Source organism: Marinibaculum pumilum (genome assembly GCF_042646425.1).
Taxonomy (GTDB): domain Bacteria; phylum Pseudomonadota; class Alphaproteobacteria; order Ferrovibrionales; family Ferrovibrionaceae; genus Marinibaculum; species Marinibaculum pumilum.
This window is the reverse complement of sequence record NZ_JBHRTR010000013.1, coordinates 39,988-62,010: the sequence shown is the minus strand read 5'-3', so window position 1 is coordinate 62,010 and position 22,023 is coordinate 39,988. Positions and strand designations below refer to the sequence as shown.

The 22,023-nt window shown below is 70.1% G+C and carries 21 protein-coding genes; 13 read left to right on the top strand and 8 right to left on the bottom strand.

The annotated features are described in order from the left end of the window. Window positions 1-23 precede the first annotated feature (23 nt). A complete protein-coding gene (locus ACFOGJ_RS04435) occupies window positions 24-686 on the bottom strand; it encodes a TetR/AcrR family transcriptional regulator (RefSeq protein WP_379898464.1) in 663 nt (220 codons plus the stop codon). Between the two features lie 113 nt (window positions 687-799). On the opposite strand from ACFOGJ_RS04435, the gene ACFOGJ_RS04430 reads away from it, so the two are divergent. The 10 genes from ACFOGJ_RS04430 (at window position 800) to ACFOGJ_RS04385 (ending at window position 9,835) form a co-directional block, all read left to right on the top strand. Next, window positions 800-1,675, top strand: coding sequence for an NmrA family transcriptional regulator (locus ACFOGJ_RS04430; RefSeq protein ID WP_379898463.1), 876 nt, complete (start codon window positions 800-802; stop codon window positions 1,673-1,675). Continuing rightward, window positions 1,672-2,163, top strand: a complete 492-nt coding sequence (locus ACFOGJ_RS04425) for an anthrone oxygenase family protein (RefSeq protein ID WP_379898461.1) — start codon at window positions 1,672-1,674, stop codon at window positions 2,161-2,163. The genes ACFOGJ_RS04430 and ACFOGJ_RS04425 overlap by 4 nt, the downstream gene beginning before the upstream one ends. Before the next feature lie 134 nt (window positions 2,164-2,297). Then, window positions 2,298-2,714: a RidA family protein gene (locus ACFOGJ_RS04420; RefSeq protein WP_379898460.1), complete on the top strand. Its 417-nt coding sequence runs from the start codon at window positions 2,298-2,300 to the stop codon at window positions 2,712-2,714. A gap of 191 nt (window positions 2,715-2,905) precedes the next feature. Further along, window positions 2,906-4,144 (top strand): amino acid ABC transporter substrate-binding protein, encoded by a 1,239-nt coding sequence (locus tag ACFOGJ_RS04415; protein ID WP_379898459.1) that lies wholly within the window; start codon window positions 2,906-2,908, stop codon window positions 4,142-4,144. A gap of 20 nt (window positions 4,145-4,164) precedes the next feature. Continuing rightward, window positions 4,165-4,992 carry a phytanoyl-CoA dioxygenase family protein gene (locus tag ACFOGJ_RS04410; RefSeq protein ID WP_379898457.1) on the top strand — a complete coding sequence of 276 codons (828 nt, stop codon included), beginning with the start codon at window positions 4,165-4,167 and terminating at the stop codon, window positions 4,990-4,992. A 237-nt stretch (window positions 4,993-5,229) separates the two neighbouring features. Continuing rightward, window positions 5,230-6,453 (top strand): amino acid ABC transporter substrate-binding protein, encoded by a 1,224-nt coding sequence (locus ACFOGJ_RS04405; protein ID WP_379898456.1) that lies wholly within the window; start codon window positions 5,230-5,232, stop codon window positions 6,451-6,453. A 76-nt stretch (window positions 6,454-6,529) separates the two neighbouring features. Beyond that, window positions 6,530-7,390 carry a branched-chain amino acid ABC transporter permease gene (locus ACFOGJ_RS04400; protein WP_379898454.1) on the top strand — a complete coding sequence of 287 codons (861 nt, stop codon included), beginning with the start codon at window positions 6,530-6,532 and terminating at the stop codon, window positions 7,388-7,390. Continuing rightward, window positions 7,391-8,371, top strand: a complete 981-nt coding sequence (locus ACFOGJ_RS04395) for a branched-chain amino acid ABC transporter permease (protein WP_379898451.1) — start codon at window positions 7,391-7,393, stop codon at window positions 8,369-8,371. Further along, window positions 8,368-9,126 carry an ABC transporter ATP-binding protein gene (locus ACFOGJ_RS04390; protein WP_379898450.1) on the top strand — a complete coding sequence of 253 codons (759 nt, stop codon included), beginning with the start codon at window positions 8,368-8,370 and terminating at the stop codon, window positions 9,124-9,126. Before ACFOGJ_RS04395 ends, ACFOGJ_RS04390 begins: the two co-directional genes overlap by 4 nt. Next, window positions 9,119-9,835, top strand: a complete 717-nt coding sequence (locus tag ACFOGJ_RS04385) for an ABC transporter ATP-binding protein (protein WP_379898449.1) — start codon at window positions 9,119-9,121, stop codon at window positions 9,833-9,835. Before ACFOGJ_RS04390 ends, ACFOGJ_RS04385 begins: the two co-directional genes overlap by 8 nt. 125 nt (window positions 9,836-9,960) lie before the next feature. Here the strand turns inward: ACFOGJ_RS04385 and ACFOGJ_RS04380 are convergent, their stop codons facing one another. Next, a complete protein-coding gene (locus ACFOGJ_RS04380; protein WP_379898447.1) occupies window positions 9,961-10,710 on the bottom strand; it encodes a phosphoribosyltransferase in 750 nt (249 codons plus the stop codon). A gap of 74 nt (window positions 10,711-10,784) precedes the next feature. On the opposite strand from ACFOGJ_RS04380, the gene ACFOGJ_RS04375 reads away from it, so the two are divergent. Then, entirely contained in the window at window positions 10,785-11,123 is a 339-nt protein-coding gene (locus tag ACFOGJ_RS04375) for a Rieske (2Fe-2S) protein (protein ID WP_379898446.1), read from the top strand. A 49-nt stretch (window positions 11,124-11,172) separates the two neighbouring features. Here the strand turns inward: ACFOGJ_RS04375 and ACFOGJ_RS04370 are convergent, their stop codons facing one another. The 5 genes from ACFOGJ_RS04370 to ACFOGJ_RS04350 form a co-directional block, all read right to left on the bottom strand. Beyond that, entirely contained in the window at window positions 11,173-12,330 is a 1,158-nt protein-coding gene (locus ACFOGJ_RS04370; protein ID WP_379898445.1) for an oxamate carbamoyltransferase subunit AllG family protein, read from the bottom strand. After that, entirely contained in the window at window positions 12,330-12,860 is a 531-nt protein-coding gene (locus ACFOGJ_RS04365) for a MarR family winged helix-turn-helix transcriptional regulator (RefSeq protein WP_379898444.1), read from the bottom strand. The genes ACFOGJ_RS04370 and ACFOGJ_RS04365 overlap by 1 nt, the downstream gene beginning before the upstream one ends. Before the next feature lie 67 nt (window positions 12,861-12,927). Beyond that, on the bottom strand, window positions 12,928-14,097 hold the full coding sequence (locus ACFOGJ_RS04360; protein WP_379898442.1) for a xanthine dehydrogenase family Fe-S subunit: 1,170 nt from the start codon (window positions 14,095-14,097) through the stop codon (window positions 12,928-12,930). After that, the gene (locus ACFOGJ_RS04355) at window positions 14,094-14,921 is read right to left on the bottom strand and encodes an FAD binding domain-containing protein (protein ID WP_379898441.1); all 828 of its coding nucleotides are present in this window, start codon (window positions 14,919-14,921) and stop codon (window positions 14,094-14,096) included. The genes ACFOGJ_RS04360 and ACFOGJ_RS04355 overlap by 4 nt, the downstream gene beginning before the upstream one ends. After that, window positions 14,918-17,299 carry a xanthine dehydrogenase family protein molybdopterin-binding subunit gene (locus ACFOGJ_RS04350; protein WP_379898439.1) on the bottom strand — a complete coding sequence of 794 codons (2,382 nt, stop codon included), beginning with the start codon at window positions 17,297-17,299 and terminating at the stop codon, window positions 14,918-14,920. The genes ACFOGJ_RS04355 and ACFOGJ_RS04350 overlap by 4 nt, the downstream gene beginning before the upstream one ends. Before the next feature lie 215 nt (window positions 17,300-17,514). Here ACFOGJ_RS04350 and ACFOGJ_RS04345 point away from each other — a divergent pair, with 215 nt between their 5' ends. Further along, window positions 17,515-18,786: an amidohydrolase/deacetylase family metallohydrolase gene (locus ACFOGJ_RS04345; protein ID WP_379898438.1), complete on the top strand. Its 1,272-nt coding sequence runs from the start codon at window positions 17,515-17,517 to the stop codon at window positions 18,784-18,786. Window positions 18,787-18,805: 19 nt separating this feature from the next. On the opposite strand, the gene ACFOGJ_RS04340 is transcribed toward ACFOGJ_RS04345, so the two are convergent. Continuing rightward, window positions 18,806-19,885, bottom strand: coding sequence for a methyl-accepting chemotaxis protein (locus tag ACFOGJ_RS04340; protein ID WP_379898436.1), 1,080 nt, complete (start codon window positions 19,883-19,885; stop codon window positions 18,806-18,808). Between the two features lie 483 nt (window positions 19,886-20,368). On the opposite strand from ACFOGJ_RS04340, the gene leuA reads away from it, so the two are divergent. After that, window positions 20,369-22,023: 2-isopropylmalate synthase (leuA, locus tag ACFOGJ_RS04335; protein WP_379898434.1), on the top strand; the 1,655-nt coding region annotated here is incomplete at its 3' end.

The following is a 22,023-nucleotide window of genomic DNA, read 5'->3' as shown; positions in this document are numbered from 1 at the left end:
ATCCGACATCTGCGCGCGCGATTTCAGCCGCAGAGCCGGTCGAGCACCATCGTCTTGTAGGCATCGACCATGGCGTCGCCCTCCGCCCGGTCGACGGAGACGGCGAGCCGCATGGTCGCCTCCCCCAGCTGCATCGCCAAAAAGCATTCGGCATCCAGGCGGCGCGGATCGACGTCCGGCCGCAGCGGCCGCAGCACCGAAGCCAGCATTGCGCCATTGGCGCGGCTGTCTTCCAGTTCGATGGTGCGCAGTTCCGGGTCCGCCTGGGTGCCGCACCAGATGTCGCGGATCACAGGCTCCGCCAGGAACAGCCCGTAATAGGTGTCGATCAGGTTGCCGAAGGCGGTGCGGAAGCCGTCCAGGCTGTCGATGCCGGCCAGACCCTCGCGGATGCAGTGGCGGCCGTCCTCGGTGCAGCGCTCCGCGAGGGCACGGATGATCGCGCTCTTGTCCGGGAAGTACTGATACAGCGCGCCGATCGAGATTCCGGCCTGTGCCGCGACATCGCTCATCCGCATCGCATCGCTGCCCGCCGCTGCGATCAGCGCGGTGGCGCAGGACAGGATGCGCTCCACCTTCTCGCGGCTGCGCCGCTGGCTTGGTTGCCGCCGCAGGACCGGCGCGCCCTCCGCCCCCGTCACCTGGCTGCCCACTCCCGTCTGGCTGCCCACTCCCGTCTCGCCCATTCATCCTCCGTCGCGCTGCCGCAGGGATACGTCATTTTCGGCTTGACGGATAAAATATGAGGATTTATCAGATTCTCAAATATGAGCATTACTCATATTCAAAGGAGATGATCATGAGCGCAGAACGGGCGGGTCCGGTGCTGGTACTGGGCGGCACGGGAAAGACGGGACGGCGGATCGCGGCGCGCCTGACGGAGCGGGGATTGCCGGTCCGACTCGGCTCGCGCAGCGGCAGCCCGGCGTTTCACTGGGACGATCCGGCCGGCTGGCCGGCCCTGCTGTCCGGCGTGGACGCGGCCTATATCGCCTATGCACCCGACCTCGCCGTGCCGGGCGCGGTGGAGGATGTGCGGCGCTTCGCGGAAATCGCGGCGGCGCAGGGCGTGCGCCGGCTGGTGCTGCTGTCCGGCCGTGGCGAGCCGGAGGCGGAGGAGGCGGAAAGCGCCGTGGCGGCGGTCGCCACGGCCGGCGGCGCGGACTGGACCGTGCTGCGCGCCAGCTGGTTCGCGCAGAACTTCTCTGAGAGCTTCCTGCTGGACGGCGTGCTGGCGGGCGAGATCGCCCTCCCCGCCGGCGAGATCCCGGAGCCCTTCGTCGATGCCGACGATATCGCCGATGTCGCGGTGGCCGCGCTGACCGGCAGCGGCCATGCCGGCCGGATCTACGAGCTCACCGGCCCGCGCGCGCTGACCTTCGGCGCGGCCGTGGCGGAGATCGGCCGCGCCAGCGGCCGCGACCTGCGCTACGGCACGATGCCTGCGGCGGAATTCGGGGAGATGCTGCGCGGCTTCCAGGTGCCGGAGGCGGAGGTGCAGCTGATCCTCTACCTGTTCGGCACGGTGCTGGACGGACGCAACGCGGCGCCCGCCGACGGCGTGCAACAGGCCCTGGGCCGGGCGCCCCGCGACTTCGCCGACTATGCCCGTGCGGCAGCTGCGGCGGGCGCATGGTCGGTCCCCGCCGTCACGGCCGCGGGCGGTGCGGCATGAACGGCGGCTTCCTCGGCGACCTGACCGCCGTCCTGGCGGTCCTGGCCGCGCTGGGTGCCGGCCTGATCGCCGGCACCTTCTTCGCCTTCTCGACCTTCGTGATGCAGGCCCTGGGCCGCCAGCCGGCGGCCCAGGGGATCGCTGCGATGCAGACGATCAACGTCACGGTGATCAATCCCTGGTTCCTGGGGGCCTTCATCGGCACCGCCCTGCTGGCCCTGGCGGTGGCAGCCCTGGGGCTGTGGCAGGGCTGGGCCGGGGCCACCCCGCTGCTGCTGGGCGGCGCCCTGCTGTACCTGGTCGGCTGTTTCGGGGTTACGGCTGCCTTCAACGTCCCCCGCAACGAGGCGCTGGCGAAGGTCGCCGCCGACAGTGCGGATGGCACGGCGCTGTGGCGCCGCTACCTGTCGGGCTGGACGGCCTGGAACCATGTGCGCACGGTGGCCAGTCTGGCCGCCAGCGCCTGCTTCATCCTGGCGCTCGTATGAGCGCCAGGGTCGCGTCATCCGCCCGCCCGCGACGGCGCTATGCGCCGCAGGACCCATCATCGTAGGCTTGCCGATTGGCGGTGCGACCGCGCCGCAGCCAACCGCCTTGGCAACAGATGCAGGGAGACAGAGCAATGACAACAGCGCCCGAGGCCGTCCGGGTCCGCACCGATCCCGACCCCTATGAACAATACCTGATCTCGCAGGCGATCCGTGTCGGCGACCTGGTCTACCTGTCCGGCCAGGCGGCGGTCGACAGCCATGGCAATATCGTCGGCGCCGGCGATTTTGACGCCCAGGCGGCGCAGGTCTTCGCCAACCTGAAGGCGGTGCTGGAAGCCGCCGGCTCGTCCATGGACCGGATCGTGAAGGTGACCATCTACCTGACCGACATGGCCAATTTCGGCCGGATCATGGAGTTGCGCGCACAGCATTTCAGCAAGCCCTATCCGGCCGACACGATCGTCGAGGTGAAGGCCCTGGCCCTGCCCGAGTTCAAGATCGAGATCGAGGCGATCGGCCTGGTCGGCGGCACGATCCGGGACACCTGACCGCCCGGACATCCGACACGGCGACTGCCGTTTCCTGCGTCACTTCGTTCAACAGAACGCCCAAGAAAAAGGCAGAATCCGCGGCCGGCGCAGATAGATGGTACACCGACTGTCGTAATTACGACTATTTACCGGTGGCACGTGACTTGCCTTCCTACGCGGCGATGCAGCCGATTGGAGGACGATCCGACATGCGCCGCCCTGCCCCCCTTTTCCCGGCCCCCCTCTCCCTGCCACGGCGGCTCGCCGCTTCCGCCATGCTGGCCGCCACGCTTGCGGTTGGCCTGGCCGCCCCGCTGCCGGCCCAGGCCGATGCCGATGTGGTGAAGATCGGCGCACCGCTGGCGCTCACCGGCGCGCTGGCGGCAGAGGGCGGCAAGCAGAAGCTGGCCTATGACCTGTGGCTGGAGCGGGTGAACGCCGCCGGCGGCATCCAGGTGGGCGACCGCAAGCTGCCGGTGGAGCTGATCACTTACGACTACCAGACCGACGGCAAGCGGGCCGGCCAGCTGGCGGAGAAGCTGATCACCGACGACAAGGTCGACTTCCTGACCGCGCCGTTCGGGTCCGGCCATACAAAGATCACGGCCGCGGTGGCGGAGCGCTACGGCGTGCCGATCATCGCCGTCGCCTCGTCGGAGCCGGTGCACAACCAGGGCTTCAAGCAGCTGTTCGGCACCCTGGCCCCGTCCAGCGGCCTGATCGACGGGATGCTGGACCTGTTCTCCGCCGCCAAGCCGGACCTGAAGCGCATCGCCATCCTGGGCCGCGACGACGTCTTTCCGAAGATCATGGCGAGCCTGATGACGAAGGGCGCCCAGGCGCGTGGCCTGGAGGTCGTATACGACCAGCTCTATCCGGTCGGCAGCATGGATCATGCGGCGGCGATCACCGGCATGAAGGCGGCGCAGCCGGACTGGGTCTATGTCACCGGCTATACCGAGGACCTGGTGCTGATCCGCAAGCAGATGGCCGATCTGGGCCTGAAGGCGCCGATCGTCACCATGATCACCGGCCCGGCCTACAAGGAGTTCACCGACAGCCTGGGCCCGCTGGCGGAGAACGTCACCAGCGCCTCCTGGTGGCATCATTCCGCCGGCTATGAGGGCGACGATCCGTTCGGCTCCACCAAGGCGTTCTACGATGCCGTCATGGCCGCGTCGGGGCAGGAGCCCGACTATGTCCACGCCTCCTCCGCCGCCGCCCTGATCGCCCTTCAGAAGGCGATAGAGAAGGCCGGCAGCCTGGACCGGGAGGCGGTGCGCCAGGCGCTGGTCGACCTCGACATCCAGACCTTCTACGGCCCGATCGACTTCCGCGAGGACGGCTTGAACGACAATCGCGACCTGCCGATCATCCAGATCCAGGGCGGCAAGCCCGTTGTCCTGGCGCCGGCGGCTATCGCCAGCGCCAAGATGATCCTGAACTGAGCGGCAGGGGGAGCCCGGCGATGAGCACGCGCCTCAGCGAGGAAGAGGTCGCCCGCTTCTCTGCGGACGGCTATTTCGTGAAGCGCCGGGCGATCTCCGCCGACCATGCCGCCGACTGCCGGGCGCGGATCGAGGCGATGGAGGCTGCCCTGGGGGAGGACTGCAATGTCCGGATGAAGATCAAGGCGCATATCGCCTCCCCCTGGATGACCGACCTGGCGCGCCATCCGGCGATCCTGGATGCGGTCGAGAGCATCCTGGGCCCGGACATCCTGCTGTTCGGATCGTCGATGTTCGCCAAGGCGGCGAACAGCCCGAAATTCGTCTCCTGGCACCAGGACTCCGCCTATTACGGCCTGGCGCCGAACGATTCCGTTACCGCCTGGCTGGCCTTCACGCCCAGCCACCGGGGCAATGGCTGCCTGCGGGTGATGCCCGGCTCCCATCTTGGGCCGGACCTGGAGCATGAGGAAACCTACGACCCGCAGAACCTGCTGGCCCGCGGCCAGACGATCCACGGCCTGGACGATGCGCGCGCCGCCTATCTGGAACTGGAGCCGGGGGAGTTTTCCCTGCACCATGTCCGCACCGCGCATGGCAGCCTGGGCAACGAGACGGGCGACCGCCGCATCGGCCTCGCCTTCTTCTACATGGCCGCCCACGTCACCTCGACCCTGGGCCGGCGGACCGCCCTGCCGGTGCGCGGCGCGGACCGGTTCGGCCACTGGGACCGCGACCCCGCGCCCCGCATCGACCTGGACCCGGACTGCATGGCCTTCCTGACCGACATGTGGTCGCGCTACCAGAGCCGGGAGGTGCGCCAGGCGGCGCTGGCCGGCAAGGTCTAGACGCCGCCCCAGCGGCGCCATGCCGCTGCTGCACAATGTTCCGGCAACGCGCTGCCGGCGAACGCTCAAACTTTAGCCAGAACCCACGCCAGCGGCCGCTCCGACTTATTGTTGTATCTACAACAATAAGGGTTACGGGCATTGGCATGCCGCTTGCGTCTGACCCTCTTCTGCAGGCGCCGTCATGCCAGCCATGGCGGCACCGGGCGGGACGACAGAAACAAAGAGGGTGGCAGAATGTTTGGCAGATCCTGGAAGACCGGTGTCGCTGCCGGCGCGGCGGGCCTCGTCGCCGCCTTGGCGCTGGGCGCGGGCGGCGCGCCCGCGCAGGCCGAGGACGGCGTGCTGAAGATCGGCGCGCCGCTGGCCCTGACCGGCGGACTTGCCGACGAGGGCAAGAAGCAGGCGGATGTCTGGAAGCTCTGGCTGGAGAAGGTCAATGCCGGCGGCGGCATCGATGTCGGCGGCCAGAAGATGAAGGTCGAGTTCATCGAGTACGACTACCAGACCGACGGCAAGCGCGCCGGCCAGATGGCCGAGAAGCTGGTCACCGACGACGGGGTCGACGTACTGATGGCGCCCTTCGGCTCCGGCCATACCAAGATCGTGGCCGCGGTGGCGGAGCGCTACCAGGTGCCGATGCTGGCCTGCGTCGCCTCCTCCGTCTCGGTCTACGACCAGGGATTCAAGTACCTGTTCGGCACCTTGGCGCCGAACACCGGGATGGCGGAGTCGATGACCGACTATTTCAAGGCGAAGGTGCCGGAGCTGAAGAAGGTCGCCGTCTACGGCCGCGACGACGTCTTCCCGAAGGCGATGGCCACCGCGCTCGCCGCCTCCGCCGAGGCCGGCGGGCTGGAGGTCGTCTACAACGAACTCTATGCCGTCGGCACGATGGACCATTCGGCAGCGATCTCGGCGATCAAGGCGGCTGCTCCCGACTGGGTCTACATGACCGGCTATACCCAGGACCTGATCCTGGGCCGCAAGCAGATGGCGGATCTGGGTGTCGAGGCACCGGTGGTCACCATGGTCACCGGCCCCGCCTACAAGGAGTTCACCGAAGGCCTGGGCGACCTGGCCGACGGCGTGACCAGCTCGACCTGGTGGCACCATTCCACCGCCTATACCGGCGCGACCGGCGCCTGGGACACCACCGCCGGCTTCTACAAGGACTTCACCGACGCCTATGCCGAGGATCCCGACTATGTCCACGCCTCCTGCGCGGCGGCGGCGGACGTGCTGGTGGCAGCGGTGCAGAAGGCCGGCTCCACCGACAAGGCGGCGGTCCGCGACGCGCTGGCGGCGACCGACCTGCTGACCTTCTACGGTCCGATCGACTTCGGCGACAACGGCATGAACCAGGGGCGCGAGATGCCGATCATCCAGGTCCAGGGCGACGCCATCAAGGTGCTATACCCGGCCGCGATCGCCGACGCGGAACTGCAGCTCGTGAAGTGAACCTGGCAGGCGGGGCGCGCGCTTCGGCGCCGCCCCGCCAGCCGCACCGCTTCTCCCGGCAAGGTCGGAGACCCGCTTGGACATCCCGCAGATCCTCGCCAACGGCATCGTGCTCGGCGCGCTCTATGCCTGCATCGCCGTCGGCTTCTCCCTCGTCTGGGGCGTGCTGAATGTCATCAACATGCTGCACGGCTCCTTCATCATCCTGGGCGGCTACCTGGCCTATTTCGCCTGGGCCTACCTGGACCTGAACCCGATCGTCGTGCTGCCGGCCGTCGCGCTGGCGCTGTTCGCGCTCGGCTACCTGCTGCAATACCTGTTCATCAACAAGGTCGTGACGGCGCCGGTGCTGACCACGCTGACCCTGACCTTCGGCCTGGACATGATCCTGTACAACCTGATGACGGTGTACTTCACCGCCACCCCGCGCCGGGTCACCCTGGACTTCGGCAGCATCGACATCGGCGGCATGGTGATGCCGGTGGACCGGGTGCTGGGCATGGGCCTGGCGCTGCTGCTGACCGGCCTGCTGTACGTGGTGATGCGCGGCTCCAGCCTGGGCCGCGCCATCGTCGCGGTGCGCATGGACCGCGAGGCGGCCTCCCTGATGGGGATCCGGGTGAACCGCATCTACGCCATCACCTTCGGTATCGGCGCGCTGATGGCCGGTGCCGCCGGCACCGTCTTCGCCCTGGTCTTCCCGGTCACCACCAACCTGACCGGCAGCTTCCTGGGCAAGGCCTTCGTGGTCTGCGTCATCGGCGGGCTGGGCAGCGTGCCCGGCGCCCTGGTCGGCGGCCTGGCGCTCGGCATCATCGAGAGCTTCGCCGGCTATGTCTTCGGGCCGCAGCATGCGCTGACCGTCGGCTTCGTGCTGATGCTGTTCCTGCTGGTGGTGCGGCCGACCGGGCTGATCGGCGTGAAGGGCTACGAATAGATGGCCCGCCCCTTCCCGCTGCGCGGCGCGACCGGCTATGTGCTGCTCGCCCTCTGGGTGCTGCTGCTGGCCGCCAGCCCCTGGCTCGCCGACAACTACACGGTCCGCATCGCCATCACGATCGCCATGTTCTCCGCCATGGCGCTGTCGTGGAACTTCATCGGCGGCTTCACCGGCTATCCCTCCTTCTCCACCGCCGCCTTCTTCGGCCTGGGCTGCTATGCCGGCGCGCTGGCGCAGCGCAACGGCGTGCCGGCGGTGCTGGCCTGGGCGCTGGCCACCCTGTTCGTCTGCGCCATCGCCGCCGCGCTGGGCGCCATCATCCTGCGCCTGCGCGGGCATTACTTCGCCATCGGCTCGATCACCATCGTGGAGCTGACCCGCCTGGTGGTTTCCTCCTGGGGCAGCCTGACCGGCGGCGGCGACGGGCTGAACGTGCCGCTGATGCAGGGCACGCCGGACATGGTCGCGGCGCAGGTGCTGTACGTGATGCTGGCGGTGATGCTGGCGGCCTTCGCCACCACCCTGGCGGTGGCGCGGGGCCGGCTGGGCTTCGGCCTGCAATGCATCCACCAGAACGAGGATGCCGCCGACATGGTCGGCGTCGACACCACCCGCTTCAAGATCGCCGCCTATACCCTCTCCGCCCTGTTCTGCGGCACGGTCGGCGCGGTCTATGCCTCCTGGGTCGGCTATATCGACCCGACCGACAGCTTCTCCATCCTGCTGACCATCAAGGTGCCGGTGATGGCGCTGCTGGGCGGGCCCGGCACCGTGCTCGGCCCGATCCTGGGCGCCAGCGCCCTGGTCCTGCTGGAGGAGTTCTTCTGGGCCAACTTCCTGCAATGGAACCGCGCCATCCTGGGCGGGATCATCGTCTTCCTGATCTTCTTCCTGCCCGGCGGCCTGCTGAAGCTGGACTATCGCCGCATCCTCCGCCGCCTGGGCGCGGGCGGCGGCAGCCGGGCGCCGGCGCCATGACGGAGATCCTGCGCCTGGAAGGGGTCAGCAAGGCGTTCGGCGGCGTCCGGGCCGTCAACGACGTCTCCTTCGCCCTGCAGGAGGGCCAGATCGTCGGCCTGATCGGCCCGAACGGCGCCGGCAAGACCACCCTGGTCAACCTGATCACCGGGGTGCATCCGCTGACCGCCGGCCGCGTGGTCTTCGCCGGCCGCAACGTCGCCGGGCAGAAGCCGTTCCAGGCGGCGCGGCGGGGGCTGGCCCGCACCTTCCAGATCGTGCAGCCCTTTCCGCAGATGAGCGTGGTGGAGAATGTCGCCGCCGGCGCCCTGTTCGGCGGCGGCCAGCCCAGCCGCCAGGCCGCCACCGAAGCGGCGCGGCGCGAGCTGGCCTTCGTCGGGCTGGAGCCCTTTGCCGAAACGCCGGCGGCGTCGCTCACCCTGCCGAACCGCAAGCGGCTGGAGCTGGCGAAGAGCCTGGCGATGCAGCCCAAGGTACTGCTGCTGGACGAGGTGAATGCCGGCCTGAACGCGGTGGAAATCGACGGCGCCCTGGACCTGATCCGCCAGATCGCCGCCCGCGGCATCACCATCCTGATCATAGAGCATCTGATGAAAGTGGTGCTGTCGATCTCGCAGCGCATCCTGGTGCTGCACCATGGCGAGCTGATCGCCGAGGGCGAGCCCCGCGCCGTGCTGGACGACGAACGGGTGATCGAGGCCTATCTGGGCGCGAAGTTCGCCGCCCGCTTCCGGGAGGCGGGCCGCGATGGCTGAGCCGCTCTTGAGCATCGACCGGCTGCAGTCCGGCTATGGCGACGTGCAGGTGTTGTGGGACGTCTCCCTCTCCGTCGAGGAAGGCGAGCTGGCCTGCATCGTCGGTTCCAACGGCGCCGGCAAGAGCACCCTCCTGCGCACGGTCTCCGGCCTGCTCAAGCCCTGGGCCGGCGAGATCCGCTTCGCCGGCGCGCCCGTCGGCGGCCAGGACGCGGACGCGGTGCTGACCGCCGGCATCGCCCATGTGCCGGAGGGCCGGCGCCTGTTCAAGGGCCTGTCGGTGCGCGACAACCTGCTGCTGGGCGCCTATCTGCGCCGCGACTCTGCGGAGGTGGCGAAGGACCTGGACTTCGTCATGGGCCTGTTCCCGATCCTGAAGGAACGGCAATGGCAGGACGCCACCACCCTGTCGGGCGGCGAGCAGCAGATGTGCGCGATCGGCCGCGGGATCATGTCGCGGCCGCGCCTGCTGATGATCGACGAGCTGTCGCTGGGCCTGGCGCCGCGGCTGGTGGAGCGGCTGGGCGAGGCGCTGGTGGAGATCAACCGCACCGGCCTGACCATCCTGCTGGTGGAGCAGGACGTGATGACCGCCTTCGAGATCGCCCGCCATGCCTTCGTGATCGAGACCGGCCGGGTGTCGATGGCCGGCACCACGGAAGCGCTGGGCACCGACCCGCGGATCCGCGAAGCCTATATGGGGATATGACGGGGTGCGCCCGCCAAGCGGCATCTGCACACGTCCCCCTTGGCCTTGAGCCAAGAGCCCATTCCTCCAGCCAAGCCGAAGCGCATGAGGAATGGATTCCAGGCTCAAGGCCTGGAATGACGGCACTACCCGCCCAGGCCCGGATCCAGCGTCCCCGGAATCGGCACCCAGCCGCCCTCCGCCCGCGCGAAGATCGGCGCTGCGAAGGCGCCGCGCACCAGGTCCGGCAGGCCGGGATCGATGGCGGCGAGGCGCTCCCGCCAGGCGATGCCCTGGCGCATCGCCACCACGATGCCGGCCAGGCTGCAGTCCAGCCGGCCCAGAAGCGCCAGCACCGCCACCAGGGTGGTGCCGCTGGAGACGGCGTCGTCGACCACGATCAGACGCCGCCCGGCCAGCCGCGGCAGCAGGTTCGGATCGACGAAGACCCGCTTCGCGCGGTCGGGGCTGGTGATCGAATGCACCGGCTCCGACAGTTCGTCGCGGTACCAGAACTTCCGCGAATAGCCGAGCGGCAGGTAGTTCGGATGCCCCAGCCGCTCCGCCACCGGCGCGGCGAAGGCCAGGCCCAGGGTCGGCATGCCCACCACCAGGTCGCCGCCCAGACCGGCCGCCAGCGCCGCCATGTGGTCGGCAAGAGCGGCGGCCACGGCCAGGCTGGCCTGGTTCGCGATCAGCGAGGCGACGGCCCGCTCCCCGTCGGGCAGCCGGCGCAGCGGCAGTTCCAGGATCGACCCGTCCGGCAGGCGTGCGGGATAACGGAAACGATAGGGCGGCGCGGCCTTTCCCGCCGGATGGTCAGGCGGCAGGATCTCCTGCCACAGGTCCGTGGTGGGCGCGATGAAATCGGCGTCAGGCGGCGGCAGTCCCGTCATCTGGGCGGTCGCCCCGGGGCAGCCCGGCCTGTCGCTCCACGGCAACGGGCCCCGGACAAGACGGAGGCGGATGCATGAGCGGCTGGCAGGAGGTGGCGACCCTCGCGGCCTTTCCGGAGAGCGGCCTGCTCGACCTGGCCGTCGGCCGCGAGGTCGTGCTGCTGCTCCGCCTCGATGACACGGTGCAGGCGTTCCAGGGTCTCTGCCCGCACCAGTTCGCCCGCCTTGCCGAAGGCCGGGCGGCCGATGGCTGGCTGCATTGTCCCCGCCACCGGGCCCGCTTCGCCGTGTCCGACGGGCATTGCGGTGCCGGCTGGGTGCTGCCGCCGCTGCGGCGCTACGCGGTGCAGGTCGATGCGGAGGGACGCATCCTGCTGCCGGACCCGCTGGTGCCGCTGCCGCCGGCCGGCTGAACCTGGAACCCGCCCTTCCCGTCCCGCACCCATCCTTGCCACGCCGGCCTCAAGCGTCCGCCGGCCAGGGCGCGACGCCGCGGCCGACCAGCCCTTCGGTCCCATTGGCGCCGACCATCCCCAGCATGATGCCCAGGCAGGCGCGCTTCCGGGTCAGGTCGAGGCCGAGCCGCAACCCGTCCAGCGGCAGCGCCGGATGCGCGCCGATATAGGCGTCATGAGCGGTCGCGGTCAGGAAGGCCGGGTCGATATGGTCGGCCAGCGGGCCGGCCAGCTCCGGCGCGAAGCGCAGGCAGGCGGCGCCGAGGCCCAGCGCGTCGATCACCGCGCTGTCGCCGATCGCCGGCAGCGCGGTCGCACCCTGCTGCATCATCGTGCCGACCGGCGGCATGGCCGGCCGGGTGATCCAGTCCTGCGGCGCGCCGGCCAGCTTCCAGCCCAGGTCGCGGCCATTGCCGCCGCAGGCCGTAACCATCGTGCTGCCGGGCACCCCGGCCCCGGCGCCGATCATCAGCGCCGCCATCGCCATCACGACATTCAGGACGAACTGGTTGGCCTGCTGCAGGTAGGCGGCGGACTCCGCCGACAGCGAGCTGTCGAAAAAGCCCGGCACCTCGGCCTGCGCGGCGTTCAGCCGGCCATGCAGCTCGTCGCCGCCGGCCAGGGCGCGGGCCGCCAGCGGCAGCAGCGGCAGCGGCGCCGCCAGCGCGCGCGCCAGGTCGGGGCCGATCCCGTCGGTCAGCTGCCGCAGCAGCGCCAGGCCCGCCGGCCGGCCGGTGCCCAGCCGCAGCGCGTCCGGCAGCGGCCCGTCGTTCAGCGGCGAGAGGCGGCGCAGGCCCGACCCGGCCGCGTCGGAGACCTCCAGGCAGTACATGCCGGCCCCGGCGACGAAGGTCAGCGGGGTCACCAGGCCGATATCCTGGGCCGGCATCAGCGCGATCCGCCCCGCCGCCACCGCCCGCAGCGCGTCCGCCGCATCCGCCGCCAGCCCCTCGTGCATCGCCGCCGCGGCGACGCTGTTGGCGACCGGGGCGGGCAGGTCGGCCGGGTCCGCGAAGGGCGGGCCGGCATGGAACAAGGCCGGACCCGACGGCAGGTCGGCCAGGTCGGCCAGCGGCGCGATGCGGCTCAGCACCGGCTCCACGGCCAGAAGGCGCGCGAAGCTCTGCTGCGTCGCGGCCGTGGAGTCCGGCGTGGCGGCCGGCATCAGCCGGCGTCCTTCGCCGACTTCGCGTTCACGATGCGGGTCATCAGGTTCATCAGCAGGGTCCGTTCCATCGGGGCCAGGTCTTCCACCGTGCGCAGATGCGCCCGCTCCGCCCGGGCATCGAGGCGGTCCAGCAGGGCCTGGCCCTCCGAGGTCAGGGTCGCCAGGCGGACCCGCCGGTCGCGCGGCGCGACCCGCCGGCGGATCATGCCGCGCTTGCGCAGCCGCTCCAGGATGTCGGCCATGTTGGTCTTGTCGATCGCCACCGCCGCGGCCAGCGTGGTCTGGTCGACTGGCCCGGTCTGGGCCAGGGCGGAGAGCACGGAATACATGATCGGGGTGACGTTCTCCGCACCGCATTCCTCGGCGAACAGCGCGGTATGGATCTGGTGCAGGCGGCGGATCAGGAAGCCCGGCCGCTGCTGCAGGGCACCCCGGCGCCAGGGGCGATCGTCGCTGCGCCCGGGCTCCGGGTCCGCAATGTCGTCGACCGGCGGTTCCTCGCCGGCCAAGATCTTCGCTTCCGCCATTGCCCTTCCCGTCCCCTCTGTCCTGCCGGAACCGGCCCTGCCGGCGGAAACGAACATGGCGGCGAATTCAGCCGCGCCGCAAGGCCCGTCGGACCAGGCCGGCCAGGGCCGCGCCCAGAAGCCGCAGGCCGCCGAGCGCCTTCGGCGACTCGGCCGCCGGCGGTGCGCGGCCGGCCGCCCGTGCGGCCAAAGCAGCGGCCAGGTCGGCAAGCAGCCGGTCGGCGATGCCCTCGACGATCGCCGGCCGGCCGAACTGCGCCAGCGGACCGGTCAGGCGATAGCGCAGGTCCAGGACCAGCCGCGAGCCGCCGCCTGCCTCCGCGGTCAGGGCGAAGTCGAGACGGCCCAGCAGGCTCGACCGGCTGGCGGCATCGCGCCCGCTGCCCGCCAGGCGGCCGCTGCGGCCGGCGGTGTCGTAGCGCACCGCGCCCTCGCCGCCGAACGATGCGCGCATCGGCCCGATGGCCACGGTGCAGCGGCCGCGGAAGCGGCCATTCTCGACCGGCCCGTCCAGGGAGGCACCCGGGATGCAGGCGACCATCGCCGGCACGTCCTGCAGCAGCGGCCAGACCTTGTCCGGCGGTGCGTCCAGGATCAGGCTGCGGGACAGTGGGACGGCGCCGTCGATCTCCGCGTCGAGGGAGGGCAGGCCAGGCGCGCGGTCGGCCGGCGCGGCGGCCGTGGCGATTGCCGGCTGGTCCGCAGGCGCAGACGGGATCGCCGGCGGCCCGCGGCGCGGCAGCGGCACCACGGCCGCCGCCGGCGGGTCGCCGGCCAGCACCTCTTCGATCGCCGCCACGATGCCGGCATAGCCGGTGCAGCGGCACAGATTGCCGGACAGCTCCCGCCGGATGCGGGCGGCATCGGCATCCGGGATGCGGCGCACGATGTCATAGGCGGTCGCCAGCATGCCCGGCGTGCAGAAGCCGCATTGCAGGCCGTGATGCCGGGTGAAGGCGGCACGGAGCCGCGCCATCAGGGCATCCTCCTCGAAGCCCTCGACGCTGCGGACCTCCGCGTCCTGGCAGGCGATCGCCGGGGTGATGCAGGACCGCACCGGCCGGCCGTCGACGAAAAGGGTGCAGGCGCCGCAGACCCCCTGCTCGCAGCCCAGATGGGTGCCGGTCTGCAGGTGGGTCTCGCGCAGGAAGTCGGCCAGATGGGTGCGCGGCTCGGCGCTGGCAGTCACCTTACGGCCATTCAGGGTGAAGGTGATCGCCGCTTCTTGCGCCGTCATGCGCCGCTCCCGCCCGCACTATCGATTCCGGCCTGCGACAGGGCCCGGGCCAGGGCCACTTCATGCAGCGCCCGCCCCTCCTTCGTGCGGTCGGGCAGCGCGGCCGCCACCGCCTCCGCCGGCGTGCAATCCCCCGCCAACAGGGCCTCCGCCTGCGGCAGGACCAGCGGCGCGGTGCCCAGCGCGCCCAGGGTGCAGCGCAGGCGGCCATGCGCGCGGTCGACCAGCACGGTGGCGCTGGCCTTGGCGAACTCGCCCACCTGGCGCACGAACTTCCAGTAGCCCCATTGCGTCCCGGGGCCGGGGCGCGGCACCTCCACCGCGGCCAGCAGTTCGCCCGGGCGCAGGGTGGTGGCATAGGCACCGGTCAGGAAGTCCTCCATCGCCACCCGGCGCGCACCCTCCGGCCCTTCGACGATCGCGGTGGCACAGAGCCCGGTCATCACCACCGCCCAGTCGGCCGCCGGGTCGGCATGGGCCAGGCTGCCGCCCAGGGTGCCGCGGTTTCGCACCGCGCGATGGGCGATGCCGGCGGCCGCCGCCCGCAGCCAGCCGCCGGTCGCATCCGGCACCTCGCCATCCTCGATCTCGGCATGGGTGATGGCAGCGCCGTAGCGTACCGCGTCCGCACCCTCCTCCACAGCGCGCAGGGCCGGCAGGCGGGCGATGTCGACCAGCAGGCCGGGCCGGGCCAGGCGCAGGTTCAGCATCGGCCCCAGCGACTGGTTGCCGGCCACGGGCTTGGCCGTCTCCCCAGCCGCGAGCTGTGCCAGGGCGGCATCCAGGTCGGCGGCGACGGCATAGGCGAAGGGTGCCGGCTTCATGCTTTCCCCTCGCCCCGGCCGGCAGCGGCAATGGCAGCCAGCACCCGCTCCGGGGTCATCGGCACGGCCGTCACTTCCGCCCTCAGGGGCGCCAGCGCATCGTTCACTGCGTTGGCGATTGCCGCCGGCGGGCCGATGGCGCCGCTCTCGCCGATGCCCTTCTGGCCATAGCGGCTCAGCGGCGACGGGGTCTCCATGTGCAGGATGCGGATCGGCGGCACGTCGGCGGCCACCGGCAGGTGATAGTCCGCCAGGGTCGCCGCCTGCGGCTGGCCGGAGCTGTCGAACGGCATCTCCTCGAACAGGGCCGTGCCGATGCCCTGCACCGCACCGCCGGCGACCTGCCCGTCCACCACCATCGGATTGATCATGGTGCCGGCATCCTCGACGATCACATAGTCCAGCAGCTCGACATGGCCGAGGTCGAGGTCGACCCGGACGACAACAGCATGGGCGGCGTAGGAGAAGGTGCCGGTGTCCTTCACCGTCTTGTAGCCCTCAATCGCCTCCAGCCCGCGCGGGTCGACATCCGGCGGCAGCAGCTGGGGCTTCAGGTACCAGGTGCGGGCGACCTCCTCGATCGAGATCCCGGCGCCGCCGGCGCGCGCCATGCCGTCGGCCAGGACCACGGTGTCGGGCGCCGCCTGCAGCAGGTGGCCGGCGATCCGCCGCACCCGGTCGGCCAGCGCGGCGCTGGCGGTGGCCACCGCGCCGCCGGCCATCACGATGCAGCGCGAGCCCCAGGTGCCGGTCGAATAGGGTGTGTAGGCGGTGTCGCCATGCACCAGCTTCACCCGCGCCGGGTCGATGCCCAGTTCCTCATAGGCGATCTGCGCCAGGGTGGTCTCCAGGCTCTGGCCATGGCTCTGCACGCCGACCCGCAGCTCCAGCCCGCCATCGGGGGTCAGCCTTGCGGTCGCCTGCTCGAAGCCCGGCACCATCGGGATGCCCCAGCCGTGATAGACGGAGGTGCCGTGCGAGCCCTGCTCGCAGAACACCGACAGCCCGACGCCGATGCGCTGGCGGGCATCGGCTGCCTGCGCCGCCTGGCTTTCCCGGATGCCGGCCATGTCGATCGCCTCGACCGCGCGGCGCAGCGCCTCCGGATAGTCGCCTGAGTCGAAATACTTGTTGGTGATGTTGGTGAAGGGCATTTCCTGCGGGCCCACCAGGTTGCGCTGGCGGATCTCCTCCGGCGCGATGCCCAGTTCGCGGGCCAGCGCGTCCAGCAGCAGCTCAATGGCGAAGCAGACGCCGGTGCGCGCCACGCCGCGGAACGGCAGGATGGGCGGCTTGTTGGTGCAGACCGACCAGGTGCGGCAGCGATAGCCGCCCATGCGGTACGGGCCCGGCAGGATGGAGGCGACCTGCGCCGCCTCCAGGCAGGCGGAGAAGGGATAGAGCGAATAGGCGCCGGAATCGACGATCGCCTCGCAGTCGACCGCCAGCAGGGTGCCGTCGGCGGCGGCATAGCCGGTGATCTCGTAGGCATGCTCGCGGCAGTTCGCGCCGGCCGTCAGATGCTCCCGCCGGTCCTCCAGCCAGCGCACCGGCCGGTCGAGCCTGATCGCCAGCCAGGCGGCGCAGACCTCCTCCGCCAGCAGCACGCCTTTGTAGCCGAAGCCGCCGCCGACATCGGGCGCAACAACCCGCACCTGGCCATGGTCCAGGCCCAGGCAGCCGGCAAGGCCGGTGCGCACGATATGCGGCATCTGGCTGGCGGAATGCAGGGTCAGCATCTCCAGCTGCCGGTCCCAGACCGCGATGCAGCCGCGCCCCTCGATCGGCGCCATGCATTGCCGCGCGGTGCGGAAGCTGCGCCGGACGATCGCCGCGGCGCCTGTCGCGGCGGCCTCGAAGCCGATATCGACCGCCGTCTCCAGGAAGGCGTTCTCATCCCAATGGTCGTGCAGCAGCGGCGCGCCCGGATCGCGGGCGCGGGTCATGTCGTGCACCGCCGGCAGTTCCTCGAACGCCACCTCGACCAGCTCCGCCAGGTCCTCCGCCGTCGCGCGGCTGTCCGCCAGGACGGCGACGACTGGCTCGCCCACATGCCGCACCTTGTCGGCCGCCAGGATCGGCTGCACCGAGCTGCGGAAGCCCGGCAGGCCGGAATCGGCGCGGATGCCGGTGACCCCTTCCAGGTCGCCGGCGGCGAAGACGCGGCCCGCCGACCCGTCGGGTTTGGTCACGCTGTGGATGCGGGCATGGGCGAAGGGGCTGCGCAGGAAGGCGAGCTCCAGCATGCCGGGCAGCCGGATATCGCCGATGAAACGGCCGCGGCCGCGCAGGTAGCGGTCATCCTCCCGCCGGGCGAGCCGCGCGCCGATGCCCCTGCCGGACGGCTGGCCCGTCCCTGTTTCCGCGTCAGCCCTCATGGCCCCTCAATTCATGGCCTCTATTGCCGCCGCGCGGCCTGCGACCGACGGCTGCATGCCTGTCCTTTGCGCTTGACAGCACAGGACCCCCGTCACAGCATTTCAGATAAGTGTAGCTGCAATGGTCAGTATTACAACTGTCATCGGAAAGGCCGCACGTCGGGCTTCCGGCGTGCCATTCATCCGGTCACGCCGACAAAGCAGGGGAAGTGCCGATGGCCGCCGCGCCGCAATACGACATCGTCATCGCGAACGGGACCCTGGTGGATCCCGCGGCGGGCCGGAACGGCCGCTTCGACATCGCCATCACGGGCGACCGCATCGCCGCGGTCGAACCCGACCTGTCCGCCGCCACCGCAGGGCAGCGGATCGACGCGGCCGGGCAGCTGGTGATCCCGGGCATGATCGACACCCATGCCCATGTCTACCAGCATGTCACCGGCCGCTTCGGGCTGAACCCCGACCTGGTCGGGGTGCGCTCCGGCGTCACCACCCTGGTGGACCAGGGCGGACCCAGCTGCATGACCATGGGCGGCTTCCGGCACTTCGTCGCCGGGCCGGCCGACAGCCGGGTGCTCTGCTTCATCTCCTGCTACCTGGTCGGCGGTCTGGAAGGGCATCTCTATCCCGACCTCTACGGTCCCGGCGGGGTGAATGCCGAACACACGATCCGCGTGGCGCAGGAAAACGCCGATATCGTCCGCGGCATCAAGGCCCATGCGGAGATCGGCGGCCAGTCGCGCTGGGGCCTGGACGTGATCCGCATCGGCAAGACGATCTCGCGGGAAACCGGGCAGCCGCTGTACATCCATCTGGGCCAGCTTTGGCCCACCGCGGACTCCGCGCCGATCCCGGACGCCGACGAGCTGATCCGCGAGCTGGTGCCGATCATGGAGCCGGGCGACATCCTGGCGCATCCCTTCACCCGGCATCCGGGCGGCTTCGTCTCCGCCAGCGGCGAGATCCATCCGATCCTGCTGGAGGCGGTGCATCAGCGCGGCCTGCTGGTGGATGTGGGCCATGGCTCGCATTTCAGCTTCGATGCCGCGCGCCGGGTGCTGGACGCCGGCATCCTGCCCTTCACCCTGGGCGCCGACATGCACGGCTACAACGTCCAGGTGTCGGAGCCGGGCGCGGACGGCAGCGACCTGCGCGCCGCCAACCCGTTCTTCGGCGTGGCGCCGTTCAACCTGACCATCGCGATGTCGGAACTGCTGCACCTCGGCGTGCCGCTGGAGAAGGTGGTGGCGATGGTGACCGCCAATCCGGCGAAGCTGCTGCGCATGGAGGCGGAGATCGGCAGCCTGCAGCCCGGCATGGCCGCCGATATCAGCGTGCTGAACCTGGAGGAGGGCCGCTTCCAGCTGTCCGACAACAGCGGCGTGACGGTGACGGCGGACCGGCTGGTCCGGCCGCTGTTCTGCCTGCGCGGCGGTGTCCGCTTCGATGCGGATTCCCCGCTGATCCCCGACGCGATCGCAGCCTGAGGCGCGCGCCGTCGGGTCCTCAGCCGCCGCCCTTGCCGCGCTGCACGATGCAGCCGTACCAGCCCAGCCCGCGATAGGTTTCGTAGCCCGGGGTGACATGGAAGCCGACGGTATTGCCCTTGTCGTCGGTATAGGTGCCGCTCTGCCGGCCGTCATGTTTCAGCGGGAAACGTTCCTGCAGCAGGCCGGCCCCGTCGGAGGCGGCGATCACGCGGCCATTGGCATCCAGCAGCATGACCCGGGTGCGGTCGGCCTCCTCCGGCGCCAGCCGCACGCCGTCGACCACCGTCTGCGCCTGCGGCCCCCAGTCGAAGTGGATCGCCAGCACACCGAGGATTTCGCCATTGCTGCGGCCGTCGCGCCGGATCGCCGCCGCATAGGTCGCCACCGGCGCCTCGCCCAGCGCCCGGTTGGTGCCGATATCGGCGACGGCGAAATCGTCGCCGCTGCGCGACCGCATGGAGGACTGGAACCAGCTTTCCTTCGACACGTCCAGGCCGCGGGCATTCGGATAGCGCCCGGGCTGGCCGTTGGCGACCACCCGCCCCTTCCTGTCGCAGATCCACAGATCCAGATAGACGGTATAGGCGCGCAGGATCACGCCGAGCCGCTCACTGGCATGCCGCGCCACCGCCTCGCCCGGATCGGCGACGGCGGCCACCACGGCGCTGTCGGTGGCCCACCAGCGCACGTCGCAGGTGCGTTCGTAGAGGTTGCGGTCGATGATCTCGATGGCGTTGAGCGCTAGGTCGGTGAGACGCTGGCCCCGCAGATGCTGCACGATCCGGCCGCCCAGCTGCTCCAGCGCCCCGACGCGGGCCGCCAGTTCCTCCTCCAGCGCCCGGGCGACCCGCTCGATCTCGTCGGAGACGTCGCGGACCTCGCCGGCCACGACCGAGAAGCCCTTGCCCGCCTCGCCAGCCCGGGCCGCCTCGATCAGCGCGTTCAGGGCCAGGATGCGGGTGCGGCCGGTGATCGCATGGATCGAGGCGAGCTTCTCCTTCGCGATCTCGCTGACGGCGGCCGTCAGTTCGACGATCCGCTCCGGATCGGCATCCTGCGCCACCGCCGTCGTTCCGGGTCTCGCGGCAACGTTCATCTCGGCACCCCTTCCGGACGTTGTCGAGGCTTCCCCCTCATGTCCCGGGAATGAACGGATAGGCCCAAGTCGTAAATGAATTGTTTCAATTTCAAGACGTCGCTGCCGGCGGCGGCAATGCGACGGCCGGGATTGACCGATGTTCCGCGGGCCGCTATTTTTTCAGGATGACTGTCAGCGCACATATCCTGCTTTCCGGCCGGCACCGCCTGCCGCTTGCGCGACTTATCAACCCGGTCGCCTGAAGAGCGGCCGGGCCGTCGAGCGCGCGACGCGCTCCCCCCCTCTGACAATTCGTTCGGACGCTGCGCCACCTGCCCGGACCGGGCCGGACTTGCGCAGGATCGACCGCCATTCCGCCCGCGTCTGCCTGAAATGCAGGCCCCGGGGCGGGGGCCGGGTGGACAGCGGGCCGACAATCCGTATGAAAAGGCGGCGCGCCAGGGCCGGAGAAAGGGCCGGGCCGTGCCGCGGAGGAACGTCATGAGCCAGAAGATCGTCAGCGTCGAAGGACGCATGCCCATCCAGAAATATCGGCCGTTCGAGGCCATCGACCTGCCCGACCGCAAATGGCCGGCCGCCCGCATCACCAAGGCGCCGATCTGGTGCAGCGTGGACCTGCGGGACGGCAACCAGGCGCTGATCGAGCCGATGGGCCCGGCCCGCAAGCGCCGCATGTTCGAGAAACTGGTACAGCTGGGCTTCAAGGAGATCGAGGTCGGCTTTCCCGCCGCCTCGCAGACCGACTTCGACTTCTGCCGCTCCCTGATCGACGAGGGGATGATCCCCGACGACGTCACGATCCAGGTTCTGACCCAGTCGCGGCCCGAGCTGATCCAGAAGACCTTCGACGCGGTCCGCGGCGCCCGGCGGGCAATCGTGCACCTGTACAACTCCACCTCCACGGTACAGCGCCGGGTCGTCTTCAACATGGACCGGGCCGGCATCACCGAAATCGCGGTGGCCGGCGCGAAGCTGATCAACGAGCTGGAGAAAACGGTCCCGGAGACCGAGATCGTCAAGCAGTACTCGCCGGAGAGCTTCACCCAGACGGAGATCGACTTCGCGGTGGAGATCTGCGAGGCGGTGGCCGATGTCTGGCAGCCGACGCCGGAGCGGAAGGTGATCTTCAACCTGCCGGCGACGGTGGAGATGGCGACGCCGAACCACTATGCCGACCAGATCGAGTGGTTCCACCGCAATTTCAGCCGGCGGGACTCCATCATCCTCAGCCTGCACCCGCACAATGACCGCGGCACCGGCGTCGCTGCCGCCGAGATGGGGGTGATGGCCGGCGCCGACCGGATCGAGGGCACCCTGTTCGGCAATGGCGAGCGCACCGGCAATGTCTGCGTGGTGACCCTGGCGCTGAACCTGTTCAGCCAGGGCGTGGAGCCGAAGCTGGACTTCTCCGACATCCAGGACGTGATCCGCACCGTGGAGTACTGCAACCAGCTGCCCGTGCATCCGCGCCACCCCTATGGCGGCGAGTTGGTCTATACCGCCTTCTCCGGCTCCCACCAGGACGCCATCAAGAAGGGCTTCGCGGCACTGAAGACGGCCAATTCGGAGGTCTGGGACGTGCCCTACCTGCCGATCGACCCGAAAGATGTCGGCCGCAACTACGAGGCGGTGATCCGCATCAACAGCCAGTCGGGCAAGGGCGGCGTGGCCTATGTCCTGCTGAACGACCATGGCCTGGACCTGCCGCGGCCGCTGCAGATCGAGTTCTCCAACGTGATCCAGAACGTGGCCGATTCCACCGGCAAGGAGATCACGCCGAAGCAGATCTGGGAATCCTTCAACGCCGAGTATCTGGACCAGGACGGCCGCATCACCCTGAAGCAGTACCGCACCGTGCCCGACGCCCATGCCTCGGAAATGCGGAACATGACGGCGGAGATCCTCGAGGACGGCGCCATCCGGACCATCGAGGGCCGCGGCAACGGCCCGGTCGAAGCGTTCATGGACGCGCTGCGGAAGCAGTGCGGGATCGCCATGGAACTGATCGACTATCGCGAACATGCGATCAAGTCGGGTGCGGATTCCAGCGCGGTCGCCTATATCCAGATGCGAGTGCCCGGCGGCGACACCCTGTACGGCGTCGGCATCCACAGCAATATCGTGACCGCATCGCT